Source organism: Vibrio aquimaris (genome assembly GCF_009363415.1).
Lineage (GTDB): Bacteria > Pseudomonadota > Gammaproteobacteria > Enterobacterales > Vibrionaceae > Vibrio > Vibrio aquimaris.
The window spans coordinates 30649-49053 of record NZ_CP045350.1 but is presented as its reverse complement, the minus strand read 5'-3'; the positions used below and the strand labels follow the sequence as shown (position 1 = coordinate 49053).

Genomic DNA, 18405 nt, shown 5'->3' with positions numbered 1-18405 from the left:
TTCACGATGTTTATCTAAGGTCTTGCTAAACTCATCAGACGATGAATTTCGAGCGCCATGGTGATTGTGCACCAAATATGTTGACGAACGAACCGAACAAATACTCCGTCGGCAAGCTACTCCCCAAAGATGGCCAAATTCTAAAGACCACTGCCAAAAATCACAAGTCAGATTTTCATCAAATCATGTGTTTTAGAAAAAATAGCAATAACAAGCACCATAAATTCTATTAAATCGCACTTTTGATTACCAATTAAGCAAGATTACCCCTACTCCCATAGCCCAGTTATGGGTATACTTGATTGTTATTTTTTCAACCCTAGTTACTTTGAATCGCACTTTTTGCCTAAAAAGGCAACGAAGCAGGCGAAAACACAAGTAATCACAGAATTGCGCGAACCTGACTTATGCACAAATACGATACCAAAACCTTCCAAGGAATGATCCTCGCGCTGCAGGATTATTGGGCTCAAAATGGTTGCACTATTGTTCAACCTCTGGATATGGAGGTTGGCGCTGGTACATCGCATCCAATGACCTGTTTGCGAGCGCTTGGCCCAGAGCCCATGTCAACGGCTTACGTACAACCCTCTCGTCGTCCAACGGATGGTCGTTATGGTGAAAACCCTAACCGTCTACAGCACTACTACCAATTTCAAGTTGCACTTAAGCCATCCCCAGACAATATTCAGGAATTGTACTTAGGTTCTCTAGCAGTTCTTGGTGTCGATCCCCTAGTGCATGACATTCGCTTCGTAGAAGATAACTGGGAAAACCCAACACTAGGTGCTTGGGGACTAGGTTGGGAAGTCTGGCTAAATGGTATGGAGATCTCTCAGTTTACTTACTTCCAACAAGTGGGTGGACTTGAGTGTAAACCTGTTACTGGTGAGATAACGTACGGCATCGAACGCCTTGCTATGTATATTCAAGAGGTCGATTCTGTCTACGATTTAGTATGGAACAAAGCACCAGATGGCAGCGTTGTCACTTATGGTGATATTTTTCATCAAAATGAAGTCGAGCAATCTACTTATAACTTCGAACATGCTGATGTTGATTTCTTATTTAGCTTCTTTGAGCAATGCGAAAAAGAATGCCGTGAGTTACTTGAGCTTGAAAAGCCATTGCCACTTCCTGCCTATGAGCGCATCTTAAAAGCAGGCCATGCATTCAACTTGCTTGATGCCCGCAAAGCGATTTCAGTAACCGAACGTCAGCGATATATTCTGCGTATTCGCAATCTGACCAAGTCAGTTGCTGAAGCATACTATGCATCTCGTGAAGCGCTTGGCTTCCCAATGTGTAAGAAAGAACAGGCGTAAGGGATAAGAATAACATGGCAAAAGAATTTCTAATCGAACTTGGTACAGAAGAACTTCCACCAACACAGCTTCGTACACTTGCTGAAGCCTTCGCTGCAAATTTTGAATCCGAGCTGCAAAGCGCTGAGCTTGCTCACCAAGGTATCAAGTGGTTCGCTGCACCTAGACGCCTTGCACTTAAAGTCTCTGAGCTAGAAGAAAGCCAAGCAGATAAGATTGTTGAAAAGCGTGGCCCTGCCATAACAGCGGCTTTTGATGCAGAAGGAAACCCAACCAAAGCTGCTCAAGGCTGGGCTCGTGGCTGTGGAATAGCAGTAGAGCAAGCCGAACGTATGGTGACAGACAAAGGTGAATGGTTGCTGTTCAAGCAAGAGGTCAAAGGTAAGCAAGCTAGTGAAATCATAGTCAGTCTCGCTTCAAAAGCGCTCGCCAACCTCCCGATTGCAAAACCAATGCGTTGGGGCAACAAAACCACCCAGTTTATCCGTCCAGTAAAAACCTTAACTATGCTAATGGGCTCTGAGTTGATCGAAGGTGAAATACTTGGTGTCGCATCTGGACGTAGCATTCGAGGCCATCGCTTCATGGGTGAGCAAGTGTTCACTATCGAGTCTGCTGAGCAATACCCTGAGATATTGCAAGAGCGCGGCAAGGTGATGGCTGATTACGAGGCCCGTAAACAGATTATTATTGCCGAGGCACAAAAAGCGGCATCAGCAGTAGGTGGTATCGCGGATCTCGAAGATGACCTAGTCGAAGAAGTGACATCTCTGGTTGAATGGCCAGTTGTACTAACGGCTAAATTTGAACAAGAATTCCTAAAAGTACCTTCTGAAGCGCTGGTTTACACCATGAAGGGTGACCAGAAGTATTTTCCTGTTTACGATCAAAACAGGAAGCTTCTACCTAACTTCATCTTCGTATCAAACATAGAGTCGAAAGAGCCTAAGTACGTCATCGAAGGTAACGAAAAGGTCGTTCGCCCTCGTCTAGCTGACGCAGAGTTCTTCTTTAACACTGATAGAAAACGTCCTCTTATCGACCGCTTACCTGAGCTAGAACAAGCCATCTTCCAAAAGCAGCTCGGTACGATTAAAGACAAAACCGACCGCATTACCGAATTAGCGGGTTATATCGCTGAACAAATCGGTGCGGACGTTGAAAAGTCAAAACGGGCAGGCCTGCTAGCTAAGTGCGATCTAATGACATCTATGGTGTTTGAGTTTACCGATACTCAAGGTGTCATGGGCATGCACTATGCAAGGCACGATGGAGAAGCGGAAGAAGTCGCTGTGGCACTTAATGAACAATATATGCCTCGCTTCGCTGGTGACACTTTACCATCACACGGTGTGTCTACTGCTGTAGCTATCGCAGATAAGCTTGACACCATAGTGGGTATTTTTGGCATTGGACAAGCGCCAAAAGGAAGCGATCCATTTGCTTTGCGCCGTGCTTCTTTGGGAGTGCTGCGTATTATCGTTGAAAATGGCTACCATCTGGATCTGACCGATCTGATTGCTAAAGCCAAATCTTTGTTTGGCGATAAGTTAACCAATGTAAGTGTTGAAGATGATGTTGTCGAGTTCATGCTTGGTCGTTTTAACGCTTGGTATAAAGATGAAGGTTTCAGCGTAGACATTATTCAGGCCGTTCTAGCACGCCGCCCTACCAAACCAGCCGACTTCGACAGGCGCGTAAAAGCGGTTTCCCACTTCCGAGAGCTTGAAGCCGCAGAAGCGCTTGCTGCTGCTAACAAGCGAGTGGGCAACATACTGGCTAAGTTTGACGGTGAGCTTGCAGAATCTATTGATCTTGCTCTTCTTGAAGAAGATGCCGAAAAGGCACTGGCTGAAAGTGTTGAAGTCATGGCAGAAGCTCTAGAGCCCGCCTTTGCAACTGGAAACTATCAAGATGCACTGAGCAAACTCGCGGATTTACGAGAGCCTGTCGATGCTTTCTTTGATAATGTCATGGTTATGGCAGATGATGAAGCATTGAAAAAGAACCGTCTCACTCTTCTTAATAAGTTGAGAAACCTGTTCCTACAAATCGCAGATATTTCACTTCTTCAAAAGTAAAACATGCAACAATAGACATGTGATAAAGCCCAACTTATCAAAGTTGGGCTTTATTTTTTTACACCACCAAATTTTGTCCTTTGCCTCACGATCACATTAAGGTATGTTCAAGGATTGCCTGAACCTTGACAGTCAATTAGTCTTGCGCAAGGAAGCCTTATTGACCTCAGGTTTTAGCAATTAATATAAAAACAATCACAACACATCAGGTATAACGACAAATGCAATTCTCTAAGTTTGGTGAAAAGTTTAACCAATATTCCGGAATAACTCGTCTCATGGATGACTTAAACGATGGCCTGCGCACTCCCGGTGCCATGATGCTTGGAGGAGGCAACCCGGCAGCCATTCCCGCGATGCTCGATTACTTTCAACAAGCTAGTGAAAAAATGCTCTCAAATGGAGAGCTTGTCGCCGCTCTGACTAACTATGACGGCCCTCAAGGGAAAAACACTTTTATTGCCGGATTAGCAGACTTACTCAAAAAAACCTATGGCTGGGATATTAGCGCTAAAAACATCAGCCTTACCAACGGCAGCCAAAGTGGCTTTTTTTACCTATTTAACTTACTCGCAGGTCAGCAACCTGACGGCTCACATAAGAAAATTCTCTTACCTTTAGCACCAGAGTACATAGGTTATGGCGACGCAGGTGTTGATGAGAATATTTTTGTGTCATACCAACCTGATATTGAAATTCTCGATAATGGCCTTTTCAAATATCATGTAAATTTTGAAGAACTTAAAGTCGATGAGTCTGTAGCTGCTATTTGCGCATCACGGCCAACAAACCCCACTGGTAATGTTCTCACTGATGAAGAAATAGAGAAGCTAGATCAAATCGCTCGTGACAACAATATTCCACTTTTAATAGACAACGCCTATGGGCTGCCCTTCCCCAATATTATTTTTGAGGATGTAAAACCATTTTGGAATGAAAATACCATTTTGTGTATGAGTTTATCGAAACTTGGGCTGCCCGGAATACGCTGTGGAATTGTGATTGCGAGCGAAGAAATCACTCAAGCTCTCACCAATATGAATGGCATCATTAGCCTAGCGCCAGGTAGTTTAGGGCCTGCTCTTGGGTACCATATGATCGAAAATGGTGATCTACTCAAGCTAAGCACTGAGGTTATCAAACCTTTCTACCAACAAAAATCACAGCGAGCAGTAGAGCTACTACAAAAGGAAATAACCGATCCTCGCTTTAGAATCCATAAACCCGAAGGCGCGATTTTCCTCTGGCTTTGGTTTGATAAGCTGCCGATAACCACGATGGAGCTCTATCAGCGCTTAAAAGCGCGAGGCGTTCTTATTGTTCCGGGCGAGTACTTCTTTATTGGTCAAGAAGATGATTGGGAACATGCCCACCAATGTTTGCGCATGAACTATGTGCAAGACGACGACATGATGCAAAAAGGCATCAGAATTATTGCTGAAGAAGTAGGCAAAGCCTACCAACAAAAGTAACGATTGATAATCGCAACAAAAAAGAGCGCCTATGGCGCTCTTTCACTCTTTATCTAACAGCAACTTTGTGGTTCTAGCCTTCAATAAGCTTTTTACCATTGATGGCTATAGTACGTGGCTGCATAGCTTCTGGTATTTCTCTTTCCAGCTCTATGTGCAAAAGCCCATTTTCCATACTGGCACCAACCACTTTTACATAATCGGCCAACTGGAACTTGCGTTCAAAATCACGCTCAGCGATCCCCTGATACACATAGTTCTTGCTTTCTTCCTCCTTACGTTCACCTTTAACAATCAAGGTATTCTCTTTCTGAGTCAGCTCTAGCTGCTCTTCAGCAAAACCTGCAACTGCCATAGTGATACGGTAGTTGTTTTCATCTTTTTGCTCGATGTTATAAGGAGGGTAACCGCCAGAAGTGTTTTTCGCGGATGTTGCTTCCATCATATTAAACAAACGATCGAAGCCAATTGCGTTGCGGTAAAGTGGAGTGAAATCTACAGTTCTCATAATGCTATCCTCATAGTAAGCAATAGTCTTAGCCGTGAGTTTGCTAAAGCACAAGTTAATTAAGCTTTAGCAGGGCTAAGGAGCTCGTCACTATTCCACTAAAGGTCTTGCCTATTTGGAGACATAGAAACAAACTCAAATCAAGTTAAGTTAGTTGCACCACTGAACCCCTCATGTTGAGCAGCATTCAGCATGCGATACCGAGGTGATGTTTCTTCTCTTTTGAGCAAGACATCCATCCTCTTCAATACTAGATGTGTGGGTACGGCAAATACTTTTCAAGAGGAGTTAATTAAAAATTTTCCTTCTCCATGATATCCGGTAGATAAAACAAAATATCGCTTAATGTGGTCCAGCCTTCATTCCGCAGCCAATTTCAGAATTAACACAATGTGAACCAGTGAACGTTTACAAATATTAGTGCCGCAGACCTCTCCGCACTTTATCAAGCGATTGCAGAGCATGTCGTTGATAAGCTAGGACTTAAAACAGACTCTGTCCACCTTGATATCACTAGCTTCCATGTCGATGGTGAATACGCCCAAGACGAAGATCTTAATGCCATTAAACTGGTAAAAGGCTACAGCCGATACCACCGTCCAGAGCTAAATCAAGTGGTCCTTGAGCTGATTTGTGAAAACCAAGCAGGCCTACCTGTTTACATGCAAGCGCTTAGTGGCAACACCAACGATGCTAAGGCATTCTCAGAGGTCACTAAACGACATATTCATTGCCTAAAGGCAGCTCAAAACAGTCGCTACTTCACCGCCGATGCCGCTCTATACACCGAAGAAAGCATTCGTTCACTGGATGAGCAACAACAGAAGTTTATTACGCGTGTTCCAATGACCATTAAGTCAGCCAAAGAAGCCTTAATGAATCTTGAGTCAGAGCAGTTGAGCCCTATCGGCAATGGCTACTCGGGTTGCTGGGTTGACGCTGATTATGGCTCGGTATCTCAGAAGTGGCTGTTGATTCATAGTGAATAAGCAACCAAGCGAGAAAAAGTAACGTTCTATAAGAACTTAGACAAAAATATCATCAAAGAGAAGAGAGCGCTGAGCCAACTAATGAAAAAGAAGTTTGCTTGCGCAGTGGATGCCGAGAAAGCAATGGGCGACTTCGCCAGCCAGTGTCATCTGCTTGGCTTTGCACAATCAACCATCGTTAAAGAGCCAATCTATTCAGGTCGTGGTCGTCCGAAGAAAGACGAAAAGCCAACGGGATACCACTATTTGATAGATGCTACGCCTTATACCGATCTAGAAAAAGTAAAACTGGCCAAGCTTAAAGTGGGGGGGTTTATTCTCGCCACTAACGATACTGACGGCGTCGATCTCACAATGGCTGCATTGCTTGAGCATTACAAGTCTCAGCAAAAGGTTGAGCGCGGATTTCGCTTTTTGAAAAGCCCTGAGTTCTTAACATCATCAATTTTCCTGAAGAAACCTCAGCGAATCGAGGCACTACTGATGATCATGACGCTTAGTCTACTCGTTTACGCAAGCTTAGAGCACAAAATCCGAGAGAGTCTCACTACGACCGAGGAATTCTTTCCTAACATGGTAAAGAACAAGACGACAACTAAACCGACAGCACGTTGGGTATTCTTAAAATTCGAAGGTATCGACACACTCGAATTTGGCGGTCAAAGCTTCACAACGGCGGCTGCTTAAGCTTCTTGGTGTACTGTATGAAGCGGTTTATTCCTAAATTGACTGCGGAATCTCGGGTCCAGTCTTGCTGGGTCAGATCATTTGATGCTCCTTGTATAATAAAAATCTAAAAATGCTACGGCTGGATATAGCATATAGATCTAAAACCAACTATTTAAAATCTTGATAAATTTTTAATTGAGGCAATAGCTTTAGTACAGTGATCTTCAAAATTACTGTTCAATATCTGGTTACACGTTCTTCTTTCCGTTAGGTAATACTCTGGAGATTGTAAGAGAGCGTCTAAGTCTTCGATAAATTGTGTCATGGTCTTGGGTTTAGGTCCCGGACTGAGTTTTTCGTAATCTATGGAAAAACCAACCACTCTACTATACTCTTCTAGATCATAAGGGAGAAAGATTAAAGGCTTTTCTGTGAGTAAAAAATCAACGTATATACTTGAATAATCAGTAATCAATAAATCAAAAGCGCCGAGAAGCTGATTTATATCTTTAACACAATTGCTAGAGATAAGAGAAATACTATCTAAGTGGACTAGGCTCTGGCTAACCTTAGATTCAAAGTTCGGATGTAAGCGCAAATGAATTTTGATCCCTCTATTTTCTAGAAAGCTATTAAGTTTTGCAAAGTCAAAATCATCGAATGGAAAAAGTTTGGTTTCAGTCAATGGCCTCCATGTTGGAGCATAAAGAATATTGTATCTCGAACAAGACAAGTGTCTTTCAATAAGCTCTGGAGAAGGTATAGAAAGTTCATCACAACGAGCTTGTGGGCAGCGAATCACCTGAAAGTCATTTATATCTAGACAGTTACGCCAAGCTTTATCAAAAGCAGGTGAGCTTGACATAAAATAGCTAAAATTAGTTCTAATAATTCGATAATAAACAGCTTTTGAAAAGCTCAAATAGCCTTCACCCAGACCAATAGACTTTACAGGTGATCCGTGTCCTAAGTGAAAAACATTTCGTCGAATATTAAGAAAAAAGCCCATCAGAGGAGTCTCCAAAGATGAACAAACCCACACATTACTTCTAAGAATCGTTAAGATGTCCCTTAACCTATAATTAGTAATAAAGTGGTCACCGTAAAGTTTAGCAAGCTCCTGACGTTTTATCTCATCGTTTACTACGTACTTACAGTTAATATCTTTCTCATGATTTATACAATAAATAAATAAGGAACGCGAGTTGTGTTCAAAAGTGCTATTAAGCTGGGAATTAAATATTATGGTATTCTTATTTCTAGATACAAACAATGAAAACAATGATGGAATAAATCCGAATAAAAATTGGAACAGTCTTGTTAATTTATATTTGTTCTTATTCACTCTAGTCTTCCTTACCTAAGGTCAGTAAATAATCGCAGCATCTTTTTGTCGATTGCCCATCTTCATAAGGATTATAGGTGTTATTGAAACAGCTGTGATCAACAGTTTCAAAGTTATCACTTAGTATTTTCTTTGCAAGCTCTAATGGATTTGACGTAGAAAAGCCGGGTAAATCATCAGGAACTTTTATATAAAAACCACGCGTATTAACCTCGTATTGTTCCAAATCAGGCAAATAGAAATAAATAGGCCGATTAAGTATAGCAAAATCAAAGAAAACGCTAGAATAGTCTGTAATTAACACATCTGATATTAAATATAAATCTGCTATATTATTGTATTGAGAAACATCTATAAATTTTCTATGGTTAGAAATAGTTTCCGTAAAGTAATGCCCCCTAATAAGGAGAGTAACATTTTCACTAAACGATGAGCAAAAATCATCGGAGCATAGAAAATTATTGAAGTTATACTTGCCATGAGAATCTACATCATAATCTCTATAGGTCGGTGCATAAAGTATTACTCGATTGGATAATGGAATCCCAAGTCGAGATTTTATAGTGTGTATAAATGAGCTATCTTTCGAGTTGTTAACTAACACATCATTTCTTGGATAACCCAACTCTAAAATTTTTTCTTTTTTCAATGCAAAACTTGATATAAAGCACGAGGTGGCATATGAGCTTGGTGAAATAAACACATCTATTATTTTACCTTCCGTTATATAAGCAAGATCGATAGCATTATGGCTGACAAGACTATTTGTCGCTTTTTTTATATCACAACCGATTTTTTTTAGAGGTGTTCCATGCCAACATTGAATATAATACTGATCAGATTTCTTTGAAAAAAAATAAGACATTCTAGAATTTGATATAATATATTCTGATTTGGCCAAATAATAAAAGTATTTCAGAGAATTAGGCTTTACAAAAAAAACACCCTCTTCAATTATAATATTAGCTTGCTTTGACTTTGCTTGACTTGACCATACAAACTTAGCATCAACTCTTTTGGACAGCTGTTTATACAATTCGTAAGGGCTATCTGAAATAGCTCTACCATCAAAAGATTCAAAAAAAAACATACCTTTTTCAACTTTGAAAAACAAAGAGAAAAACTTAAATGATAAACCTAAAATTGAAACTATCACCTCCCGCACTTTGTCCTTTTGTGAGAGAGATAGGACAATTGCTTTCATCATGAATAGAAACGCCTAAGTTTAATTTGAGCAGACATGTGGCTCTTATAAGCGGAATTTGCCAACCTAATAAGCAGTAGCATCAATATAGCTAAGATACCATTAATTCCGTAGGAAATTACCACAAAAACCAAAACAAAAAATGCAACAAGGAACATTACCATCGATAAAATCTGGACAAGGTTAGATTTATCAATTGCTAATTTTCTTAATAAGTTTGTTTCATGGCTAGAGAATACCCATTGCTCATGAATAAGATAGAAAAGTACGAGCACCAAAGTAAAACACAATCCCAAAATAGGATTCATAAACAAAAGCAATACGTTAACGAAAAATACTAGCAATGTATCAGAAAGCATTTGACAGAATGGTACAACTGTTCGCTGAACAGTTGAAGCCTTAATATCTCGAGAAGAAAACAAGTAGTTTTCAAGGTCAACTAGAGCTTCCTGTCTATTTATTAGTTTTGCCTTATAAACATTTAACATTACATTAGCAATGTAAAAGAATGTTAGAAAGAACAAAACCATTCCAATATAGTTACTTCTGCCTATGTAAGCTTCTAGAGTTGCAAATACTTCAATGTTTTTATCTCCTGTTAAAACAAACATAAGCTTTAAAGGCATAAACATGACCAACATGTTTATAAACTTACCAAAAAACATGTTCAGCGAAATCTTTAAATACTCTGTCTTTGTCTCACGATGAAAAAAAACTATTAACTTCGATAATAAAATAATTCCATTCTTCATCGACTTAATGTTTTCAACAAAACGATTATATAATTTTTTCAAAAAAATCACTCTATAATATAAAATTATCTACTAAATAATGCTTCAATAAATCTTCTAGTGTTATTAGCGTCGTTATATTTAAAGAAAAGTTTACTGGGAGAAAAGTCATCATTATTAGATGTCAACTGAAACTCCAAATTTTCATATAAAGAGTCAAAGTCAAAATTAATTACGCCGGGAAATACTTCTTCCAATGGATAAATCATTCCTCTTTCCTCCTGATATATCTCGAAGTCATATAGGTACAAGCTAACACTGCTAGAAATTAAAGAAAAGTCAAGCCAAACACTAGAGTAATCTGTAATTAAGTGACGCGTATGCTTAAGTATAACATTAACGTTATCGTAATGTGATAATTCTATAAGTAACCCCTGCTCTTTGAGTAATGGGAAGTCTTGCATTGTACTAAACTTATGCGGTCTTACCCCTAATACCGCATTACTTTCTTTAAGAAGCTTACAAAGTCTATTTTCTTCATCTCCATTGAATACATCGATAATTTCTTTATCGTACCAGTTACCTCTATAGGTCGGCATCCAAGCAACCAACAAACGGCCTTGAAGCTCTTCAAGCAACCGAGATTCTTGTTGGTCATAAAACCACTCCAAATTATTAGAGGACAAAATATCAGATCTAGGTAAGCCTGAAACTATACATTTTTCTGGTGGAACATTAAAACTCGCAGCCATCACCGCTTTATCTAGGTCCGATGAACAGACAAGACCATAAAGATTTTCCGACTCGAATTCAAGAAATTCTTGAGTAAACCTTCCCCTATCAAAATGGCGTATATTTTTAATCGGTATGCCATGCCAAACATTTATGATTCGATGATTTTTACCAGAAATAAACCTAGGTATAGCATGATCGACAAGAATATAATAAGAGGTCAAGATGTTATATAGAGTTTTCATATGCTCTCTTATTCCATTCTTTCTCTTAGAATTAACGACCACTACAGTGATATCATCATAGTAATATGATAGATATTGACGAATACAAATCAAATTGGCATCTTCTTTCCCAGCAGAAGAAAAAAGTAATATTTTTTTCCTAATTTTAGGTACTAGTGGATCAATAAAAAGTCGAATGAAAGGATATATTTTTCGATAAAACATTGTTATTCTCCCTTGCTTGACCAATAAATTAATACTTTTTTTTAAACTGATGATAATAATAATTAAAAAACTGACGGAAAGAATGTTTAACGCTCAAACTTTTCAATAGGCTTGCTATAGCTTCTCCCGAACAACCTAGGTATTTGTCTGGTAAATAATCTTCCATAAATTGTTTAACTTCATCTCCAACCCCATAGCCCTGCTCTATAAACATTTGTACTTCTTCAATACTATTCGCATGTAAGCCAATATTATTTTCAAATATAAATGCTTCGGCTGAACCTTTTATATAGGTTGTTATTTTATCTTTCAATATCCACCGTGGAAAAATAACCGGAATACCTAACGCCCACGCTTCATATACCATGGTACCAAAATCGGAAATCACATAGTCCGACTCAACTAATCTAGACGCAGTTGGAGCTTTTAAATCCCGATTTCTTGGGTGAACAGAAACTGAGTAATCATACTTGGACTTCATATCTTTCTCATACAAAGCGAATTCAGGAAAAGATGAAGTCGATTCCTTTTCTATGCCACGTTTACGCCGATCGTGAGTTGGAGCCCAGAGTACACGTACGGGAGAAGATTGATTGCGACGTTTTAGATAAAAAGTACGCTCACGATACAAAGAATCGAGTCTAGGCCAACCAACAACATGAATTTGATCTGCGTTTAATTCACAGCCTTCAAGGTTCAGTATCTTGTTCTTTAACCAAGGTCCCGGTACGAGAATATGTTGGAAATTGTTAACCATTCTTCCACCACTATCGCGCATTGAAAGATAGTTTTTATCAGCGACACCATGAGACATCAAAACATCTGCTTTGTGTCGAATAAAATATGATATATTGACACATCCAGGCTTGAAATATTTAGAACTAGAGTATTCGTCATCTAACAGATGGCAAGAAATATTCTGATTGATATTATCTTGTACTTGCAAATATGACTTATTAACTTGCTTTCGAAAATTTATCTTTCTCATGACAATCTTTTTTTGATCTCACTTATAAAGAGTTCTGTAGATTCGTTAACTGATAAATCACCAAGGTACAACAACCTCTTACTCCTAGCTCTCTCTAAGTCATGCCCACGAATCAAATCTGGAATTGTTAGTGGTAATGAGTAAAGTTCGTTCTCATTCACCAAAATATTATTACCTTTTGCCATTTCAGGGACATGTTCATTCCGGTCTACATAAAACCTATCGACAATAACATAAGGCTTTTCTGTAGAAAGGTAATCGATGATAACAGATGAGTTATCAAAGATAGCAAAGTCGACATAACAGTAGAGAGCATTAATATTTATACCATTGAAAAATAAAGAATTTTTCTCCTTATCTACCAGATCAATTATCTTTCTATGATATTTCTTATGAATAGTAGATTTGCTTCCAAGACTAGGATGGGGTTTGTATAAGAGAAAGTAGTTTTCATTAGCAATAAATTTGGATACCATCTCATACGCATCCTCTCCAATTGAAGAGTAGTTCATCTCCTGATGAGTTCCTTCCCATGTTGGTGCATATAAAACAACTTTCTTATTTTTCGGGATTTCCAATTTCGCAGTTTCTATGAAATCTAATTGTGGTCTCCCAACCTTTATAAGCTTTCTCTCATCAATATTAGCCACATGCCGAATATATCTCTCTTTCGCCAATTCTCCCGCTACAAAAACATAATCATATGCTTTAGCTTGATTAGAAAACATTGAAGATTTCTCGGACTCTCCATGATTAATAAAGACATGAGTTGCACCATTATAAGAAAGAGACTGAAAGTTTTTCATTCGATTGTTTGGATATAAGATAACCTTAACACCCTTACTAGCGTAGAAGCCTATCAAATCATCAAGGTCGAAAGACAAAAACTTACACTCTCCAACATGCTTACAATGAGTATATGTTGAAATGCTTCTATGGATAGTCACTACTCGTATTCCCCTAGAGAGCATTTCAGAAATTATACATTTCCAAACATTGTACTGATAAATGGAGTCATAACCTCCTGACATATAGAAAGCTACATCATACTTAGAGTACTTAAACTCTTCACATTGCTTCCTAATTTTTACCTTCCTACGGTCAATGTATGTACCCTTAACCAAGTCATAAATAGAATACAAAAACTTACTCATTGAAATACATCATACTTTTCTATCAAATCTTGTCTTCACGTTAAATCGCTGTGGGTCGCGTAAGCTACGGCATCATCACCACAGATAGGCTCGGTTATCTTCACTTTCGTAGATACATCCTTATATAAAGGAGTAATCGGCCTCAAATAGGTACATAACCCAATTCGACGCTCATTTTCTGTTGTAAATCCACCTCTGTGAAAACCACTGGTGTCGATCATAACAATTGTGCCGACTTTACCTTCCGCTGTAACAATCTTATCATCTTTGAAGTTGTTTTCGATAATTTTATTATGTGGGTAACCTGTGTGATTCGGGAATGGGTGTAATTGCTGGCACGTAGCGCTCCCAACAGAAGTTGATTTGATATACTGAGTCGCACCTGATTTTTTCGTTATATCAGAAAAATAAATAAAGCACTTAAATACCTTTTCATCTTCTTGATCTCGGTGCCAAATCTGAGAACCAGTTCTTCCATTTACATTATCAGGATGCAGTTTAGGATTATACCACATTGTCAGATTACATATCTTTGATGCCATACCATTATATAGATTTGCTATGTTTACTATTTTTTTATGGCTAAACAGTTTAAATATTGGCATTCCATTATTTATATCTCCAACATAGTCTTTGTAAGATATAACTGAAGGTTTAAATATTCCGTTCAGTCCGCTATCACCATTAAAGTCTTTCGTATTACTGATGTCTTTTGCCCTTTCAGAAACATTTTCCTTAGAACAAAAATCATTAAACTGAGCTAGAGCTTCTTTAAACTCTTTGGAGTCTTTACCTAATAAAGCATCTACACTACTAAATGCTATGCCAGACTGGTTTAGATCTGATAGTATTCTCTCACTTTCCTCACAAATCAATGCATTTTCAGATTGTAAGCTTTTAGCTTTACTCATTATAGATAAGGTAACATCGCTGTAGTCTCTGGATAGTATTCTGTGCTGTTCTATTCTTCTTAAAATTTTATTATCTGGGTTTTCAATAGCCCTTAACGTATCAACCGCTTTAGCATGCATATCCATGCCAGACAGGCAATCTGCGATTCTCTCAACATACCTACTATTCTCTGGTTTCATCTCATTCAAAGCTCGAAAGCAAACTTCAGCTTTTTTAAACTTATGCAGTGAGAATAGACAGTTACCCAGTGTTAGCAAATAGCGCTCGTTCTTGCTCAAATCACTTTCAATTAACTTAAGCAGCATCTCTGCGCTGGAAAACTCTCCCTGCTTAACTAAAACACCACTGTGTTTTAAGATACTGGTAATAATTTTATCATTTTTCTTACGAGTTATTTCTAGTTTACTTTCGTATTCCTTTTTTATTTTTTGTGGCCTATCATTATCAGGAAGAATTTTATTTCCAATTTTTTTTCTTAATTTATTTAACACCATAAATACCCTCATTATATGATACAAACTTCATATAAAGCGTACTATAACAGTTAAACGCAAGCTTTTCAGTGGTTCAACATCCAAATACGTGTAAAGTGTCCAGATTTAACGCCGAAAGCAGCAAGCATACGTTGCCTGTTGCGCTGAACCTACTGGCCTAGGACTTTAACGCCGTAGCTCCGCACCAAAAGTGGCCATGTGCTATCACCTATGTTGCTACAAGCGAAGGCTGGCTATACATACTTGGCGGTAATTGTTTCAAGACAAGTGATTGGCTGGTCACAAAGGCTGAGCTAGTCTGCGGTGCGCTATCAATGGCATTCTTCCATCGCGGGATCTGAGCAAGTTATCCTTCATAGTGATCGAGGAAGTCAGTACTGCTCAAAAGACTATCGAGATCTTGTAACTGATTACAATCTAAAACAAAGTATGAGTCGGAAAGGAAACTGCTAGGATATAGAGGTTGATTATAATCGGACGAGAAGGCACAGCGCTCTTGGGTATCTAAGCCCAGTTAACTTTGAACAACAAAATGTCGCTTAATGTGGTGTCCAGTCTTGCTGGGTCAGATCACTACTGAAATGACACAGGTTTCTAAACACTACATCAAAGAAAGTAGACACCGTTCTTAGCGGGTGATGTCTGACAACTAGTCGCTATCCATATATAACATAAAACCCTGAATAGACAGGGCTTTATGTATGAAATCTAAAGTCACCCAGATTTACTTCGTACTATATGATTATCTGTTAGTAAATGTAAAACAAAGCAATTCAACAGGTTTCATATTTCTTTCATTAGTTCTTGTGAAAGAGGAGTTCCTCTTTTGATATCAACCGTTGCGAACTTACCCATAACTTCCTCATAATGCTTAGGAGCAAGGCCAAACCCTGGTCTGATGCTTCTAACATTGTCTGAGGTCAGCTCTTCACCAGCTTTCAAATCTTTAACGACGTACAAAGACCTTCTAAACTTGACATTCCCTTTCTCAGCTTCCGTTCTCTCATAATTCACTTTACCCAAAGCTTGCCACGCAGTTCTAGTATCTTGACAAAGGGTTTGCAATTCGGACGGTTCAAGAGAAAAACTATCATCTGCACCACCACCATTACGATCCAGCGTCACATGTTTTTCTATTAAGCATGCCCCTAAAGCTACAGAAGTGACAGCCGTTGCATTATCAAGGGTATGATCTGAAAGACCAGAAAGTACGTTAAAACGCTCCGCAATATCAGCTATTGTTCTCAAATTGTATTGTTCTGCTGGCGCCGGATAGCCACTAACACAGTGAAGAACAACTAACTCCTTACAGCCATTTTCCTTAGCAGTCTTAATTGCCTCATCAATCTCTTGCTCATTCGCCATCCCGGTCGAAATAATCATTGGCTTCCCAGTCTGAGCAACACGCTTAATGAGTGGTAAATCAATCACTTCAAATGATGCAATCTTATAAGCAGGGGCGTTTAATTCTTCTAATAAGTCTACTGCTGTAAAATCAAAAGGTGAACTAAAGATAGTGATACCTAACTCTTTTGCTTTCTCAAACAGAGGCTTATGCCAAGCCCACGGCATATGTGCGCCTTTGTATAATTCATACAAAGTTTGACCATCCCAAAGCCCGCCATGAATCTGAAACTCTTCTGAATCGCAATCCATGGTAATGGTTTCGTGAGTGTATGTTTGTAGCTTTATTGCATCAGCTCCAGCTTTCTTAGCTTCTACCATAATTTGGAACGCACGGTTTATATCTCCATTATGATTAGCAGATAATTCTGCAATTATATAAGGAGGATGCTCGGCACCGATTTCTCGGCCGTCAATGGTAATAGATGGCTTCATTTTCGTCTCAATTAATTGGTTTTCGGATGTAATTTTCTTCATCGACTTGATGATATCTAGCTTTTTTGAATAGTCGCTGAGATGCGAAATTGACTTTCAAAACCTTTGCGTGCAATGTTACATCTGGATGGATGGCATCCACCATCAACAGCACTTTAGATGCAATGCCTTTGCCGTAGCTGTTTGGCTCTACGAAGATCGACACAATGTATTGCCCTTCACTTATCCTATCCAAACGAACAACCCCTACTTTGCTACCATGAGTTCTATTCGTAACCATATAGAAATAGTCTGTAGCTGATTGGATCTTGTTTGACATCCACACTTTATGTTCATCCCACGCAGGGACGCTAGTGTTAAGGGCATATTTTCGGGTTTCCGGATGACATTGCCACTCATAAACTAATGGTATATCTTCTTGGGACGCATATGTAAGGCAAAACTTATCACGAGCATCCACAAATAACTGCTCCAATTCAAATGTGACCCGTTTTGCACCTCTCCCATCGCATAACGCAAGGTTAGCTGACTTATATTCGTCCCATTGTTCCAAGGTGGCTTGGTATAATTGCAGCATGCATTTATCGATATCACCGATAGCAACTTTCTTTGCTGCTTTACGCTTAACTAACTGTTCACAAATCATTTGTTGATTATCTGCAAGAGGCACTATGATATTCGGCAATCCTAAACAGGCCCTTTCCCAACTAGTTGTACCCGGAGCTCCGATGGCAATATCATGCTTTAGCATCAAGGCAGCCATATCAGAAACAAATGCTATGTGTCTTACATTAGTTCGATTTAAACACCAAGCTTTTACTTCTTCAAAATGTGGGGCCCGCGGTGATAACAATACCGTAAATTCAGCCCTGATGTGCCGATGTAAGGATTCCAGAACTTTCAAGGTTGCATTAGGAACATCTACTCCCCCCATCGATATCAATACCTTAGGGATACCCTCTGGTAGAGTCCGAGATAGTGCAAATTCTCTTTCGTTTGCAAAATTGGGCTTTAGCAACGCATATTCACTTCCAGCAAGAACCTGTGAATTCGACTCATAGTAATCTAGCTTATTGCGACCTAGAGTTTGATCCAAGATAAGATCGGCTTGATGGCACCTCGCTAAGTCATCAAGAGCAAATAAACGGCAATTTAAAGAACTAATAGCTATACTCTGCCACTCTTTTCCAATTGCATAATGATCTGTAATTACTAAGTCTGCTGATTTTACCGTCGCAATAAAATCTCGTGCGTCTTCAAGCACACTCTTTTGAAGCCATGAAACATAATCAGATTGATGTTTTGGAGTTACCTTATGCTCAGGAACAGGTAACGTAACTACATCAAAGCCACTATCACTAATAAAAGAACGTAAATCCCCTTCTAGTGGAGTGCAAGCAAAAAGGATGTTATGTCCTTTTCGTTTTAGTTCGTCAGCAAGTACCATGCATCGCATAACATGGCCACTGCCAATCAGTAACGATGCATCAACGCGGAAAACAACCTTCATGCA

The 18405-nt window shown here is 39.1% G+C and carries 13 protein-coding genes and 2 pseudogenes; 5 read left to right on the top strand and 10 right to left on the bottom strand.

Annotated features, from left to right (window positions below; all coding sequences use genetic code 11):
* The first annotated feature begins 407 nt into the window (after nucleotides 1–407).
* The 3 genes from glyQ (at nucleotide 408) to FIV01_RS00180 (ending at nucleotide 4878) form a co-directional block, all read left to right on the top strand.
* The gene (gene glyQ / locus FIV01_RS00190; RefSeq protein WP_152429216.1) at nucleotides 408–1325 is read left to right on the top strand and encodes a glycine--tRNA ligase subunit alpha; all 918 of its coding nucleotides are present in this window, start codon (nucleotides 408–410) and stop codon (nucleotides 1323–1325) included.
* Nucleotides 1326–1339: 14 nt separating this feature from the next.
* Entirely contained in the window at nucleotides 1340–3406 is a 2067-nt protein-coding gene (gene glyS / locus FIV01_RS00185) for a glycine--tRNA ligase subunit beta (RefSeq protein ID WP_152429215.1), read from the top strand.
* Nucleotides 3407–3627: 221 nt separating this feature from the next.
* Nucleotides 3628–4878: a valine--pyruvate transaminase gene (locus FIV01_RS00180; protein ID WP_152429214.1), complete on the top strand. Its 1251-nt coding sequence runs from the start codon at nucleotides 3628–3630 to the stop codon at nucleotides 4876–4878.
* Between the two features lie 73 nt (nucleotides 4879–4951).
* Here FIV01_RS00180 and FIV01_RS00175 read toward each other — a convergent pair whose 3' ends face one another.
* Nucleotides 4952–5386, bottom strand: a complete 435-nt coding sequence (locus FIV01_RS00175; RefSeq protein ID WP_114787764.1) for an Hsp20 family protein — start codon at nucleotides 5384–5386, stop codon at nucleotides 4952–4954.
* Nucleotides 5387–5811: 425 nt separating this feature from the next.
* Between FIV01_RS00175 and FIV01_RS00170 the strand changes: the two are divergent.
* Nucleotides 5812–7099, top strand: a pseudogene (locus FIV01_RS00170) (IS1634 family transposase); the annotation flags it as partial.
* Nucleotides 7100–7216: 117 nt separating this feature from the next.
* On the opposite strand, the gene FIV01_RS00165 reads toward FIV01_RS00170, so the two are convergent.
* Genes FIV01_RS00165 through FIV01_RS00135 form a run of 7 tightly spaced genes read right to left on the bottom strand, consistent with a single transcriptional unit; the run spans nucleotide 7217 to nucleotide 15053 of the window.
* A complete protein-coding gene (locus FIV01_RS00165; RefSeq protein WP_152429213.1) occupies nucleotides 7217–8389 on the bottom strand; it encodes a CDP-glycerol glycerophosphotransferase family protein in 1173 nt (390 codons plus the stop codon).
* A gap of 1 nt (nucleotide 8390) precedes the next feature.
* Nucleotides 8391–9596: a CDP-glycerol glycerophosphotransferase family protein gene (locus FIV01_RS00160; RefSeq protein ID WP_152429212.1), complete on the bottom strand. Its 1206-nt coding sequence runs from the start codon at nucleotides 9594–9596 to the stop codon at nucleotides 8391–8393.
* Entirely contained in the window at nucleotides 9593–10387 is a 795-nt protein-coding gene (locus FIV01_RS00155; protein WP_152429211.1) for a hypothetical protein, read from the bottom strand. Before FIV01_RS00155 ends, FIV01_RS00160 begins: the two co-directional genes overlap by 4 nt.
* 23 nt (nucleotides 10388–10410) lie before the next feature.
* Nucleotides 10411–11505, bottom strand: a complete 1095-nt coding sequence (locus FIV01_RS00150) for a CDP-glycerol glycerophosphotransferase family protein (RefSeq protein WP_152429210.1) — start codon at nucleotides 11503–11505, stop codon at nucleotides 10411–10413.
* A 28-nt stretch (nucleotides 11506–11533) separates the two neighbouring features.
* The gene (locus FIV01_RS00145) at nucleotides 11534–12493 is read right to left on the bottom strand and encodes a hypothetical protein (protein WP_152429209.1); all 960 of its coding nucleotides are present in this window, start codon (nucleotides 12491–12493) and stop codon (nucleotides 11534–11536) included.
* On the bottom strand, nucleotides 12490–13647 hold the full coding sequence (locus tag FIV01_RS00140) for a CDP-glycerol glycerophosphotransferase family protein (RefSeq protein ID WP_152429208.1): 1158 nt from the start codon (nucleotides 13645–13647) through the stop codon (nucleotides 12490–12492). The genes FIV01_RS00145 and FIV01_RS00140 overlap by 4 nt, the downstream gene beginning before the upstream one ends.
* Before the next feature lie 35 nt (nucleotides 13648–13682).
* Complete coding sequence (locus FIV01_RS00135) at nucleotides 13683–15053, bottom strand: tetratricopeptide repeat protein (RefSeq protein ID WP_152429207.1); 1371 nt, start codon at nucleotides 15051–15053, stop codon at nucleotides 13683–13685.
* Nucleotides 15054–15172: 119 nt separating this feature from the next.
* Between FIV01_RS00135 and FIV01_RS00130 the strand changes: the two are divergent.
* Nucleotides 15173–15596, top strand: a pseudogene (locus FIV01_RS00130) (DDE-type integrase/transposase/recombinase); the annotation flags it as partial.
* A 240-nt stretch (nucleotides 15597–15836) separates the two neighbouring features.
* On the opposite strand, the gene pseI reads toward FIV01_RS00130, so the two are convergent.
* Together pseI and pseG are read right to left on the bottom strand one after the other, a co-directional pair.
* Nucleotides 15837–16892 carry a pseudaminic acid synthase gene (gene pseI / locus FIV01_RS00125; RefSeq protein ID WP_152429206.1) on the bottom strand — a complete coding sequence of 352 codons (1056 nt, stop codon included), beginning with the start codon at nucleotides 16890–16892 and terminating at the stop codon, nucleotides 15837–15839.
* Nucleotides 16893–16899: 7 nt separating this feature from the next.
* On the bottom strand, nucleotides 16900–18402 hold the full coding sequence (gene pseG, locus FIV01_RS00120) for a UDP-2,4-diacetamido-2,4,6-trideoxy-beta-L-altropyranose hydrolase (protein ID WP_152429205.1): 1503 nt from the start codon (nucleotides 18400–18402) through the stop codon (nucleotides 16900–16902).
* Nucleotides 18403–18405 lie beyond the last annotated feature (3 nt).

Bases quoted from the DNA above. Each gene is read 5' to 3' on its own strand.
- FIV01_RS00150 (WP_152429210.1), bottom strand. From the start codon at position 11,505: ATGTTTTATCGAAAAATATATCCTTTCATTCGACTTTTTATTGATCCA.
- FIV01_RS00175 (WP_114787764.1), bottom strand. From the start codon at position 5,386: ATGAGAACTGTAGATTTCACTCCACTTTACCGCAACGCAATTGGCTTC.
- pseI (WP_152429206.1), bottom strand. From the start codon at position 16,892: ATGAAGCCATCTATTACCATTGACGGCCGAGAAATCGGTGCCGAGCAT.
- FIV01_RS00145 (WP_152429209.1), bottom strand. From the start codon at position 12,493: ATGAGAAAGATAAATTTTCGAAAGCAAGTTAATAAGTCATATTTGCAA.
- FIV01_RS00140 (WP_152429208.1), bottom strand. From the start codon at position 13,647: ATGAGTAAGTTTTTGTATTCTATTTATGACTTGGTTAAGGGTACATAC.
- glyS (WP_152429215.1), top strand. From the start codon at position 1,340: ATGGCAAAAGAATTTCTAATCGAACTTGGTACAGAAGAACTTCCACCA.
- FIV01_RS00180 (WP_152429214.1), top strand. From the start codon at position 3,628: ATGCAATTCTCTAAGTTTGGTGAAAAGTTTAACCAATATTCCGGAATA.
- FIV01_RS00135 (WP_152429207.1), bottom strand. From the start codon at position 15,053: ATGGTGTTAAATAAATTAAGAAAAAAAATTGGAAATAAAATTCTTCCT.
- glyQ (WP_152429216.1), top strand. From the start codon at position 408: ATGCACAAATACGATACCAAAACCTTCCAAGGAATGATCCTCGCGCTG.
- FIV01_RS00160 (WP_152429212.1), bottom strand. From the start codon at position 9,596: ATGATGAAAGCAATTGTCCTATCTCTCTCACAAAAGGACAAAGTGCGG.
- pseG (WP_152429205.1), bottom strand. From the start codon at position 18,402: ATGAAGGTTGTTTTCCGCGTTGATGCATCGTTACTGATTGGCAGTGGC.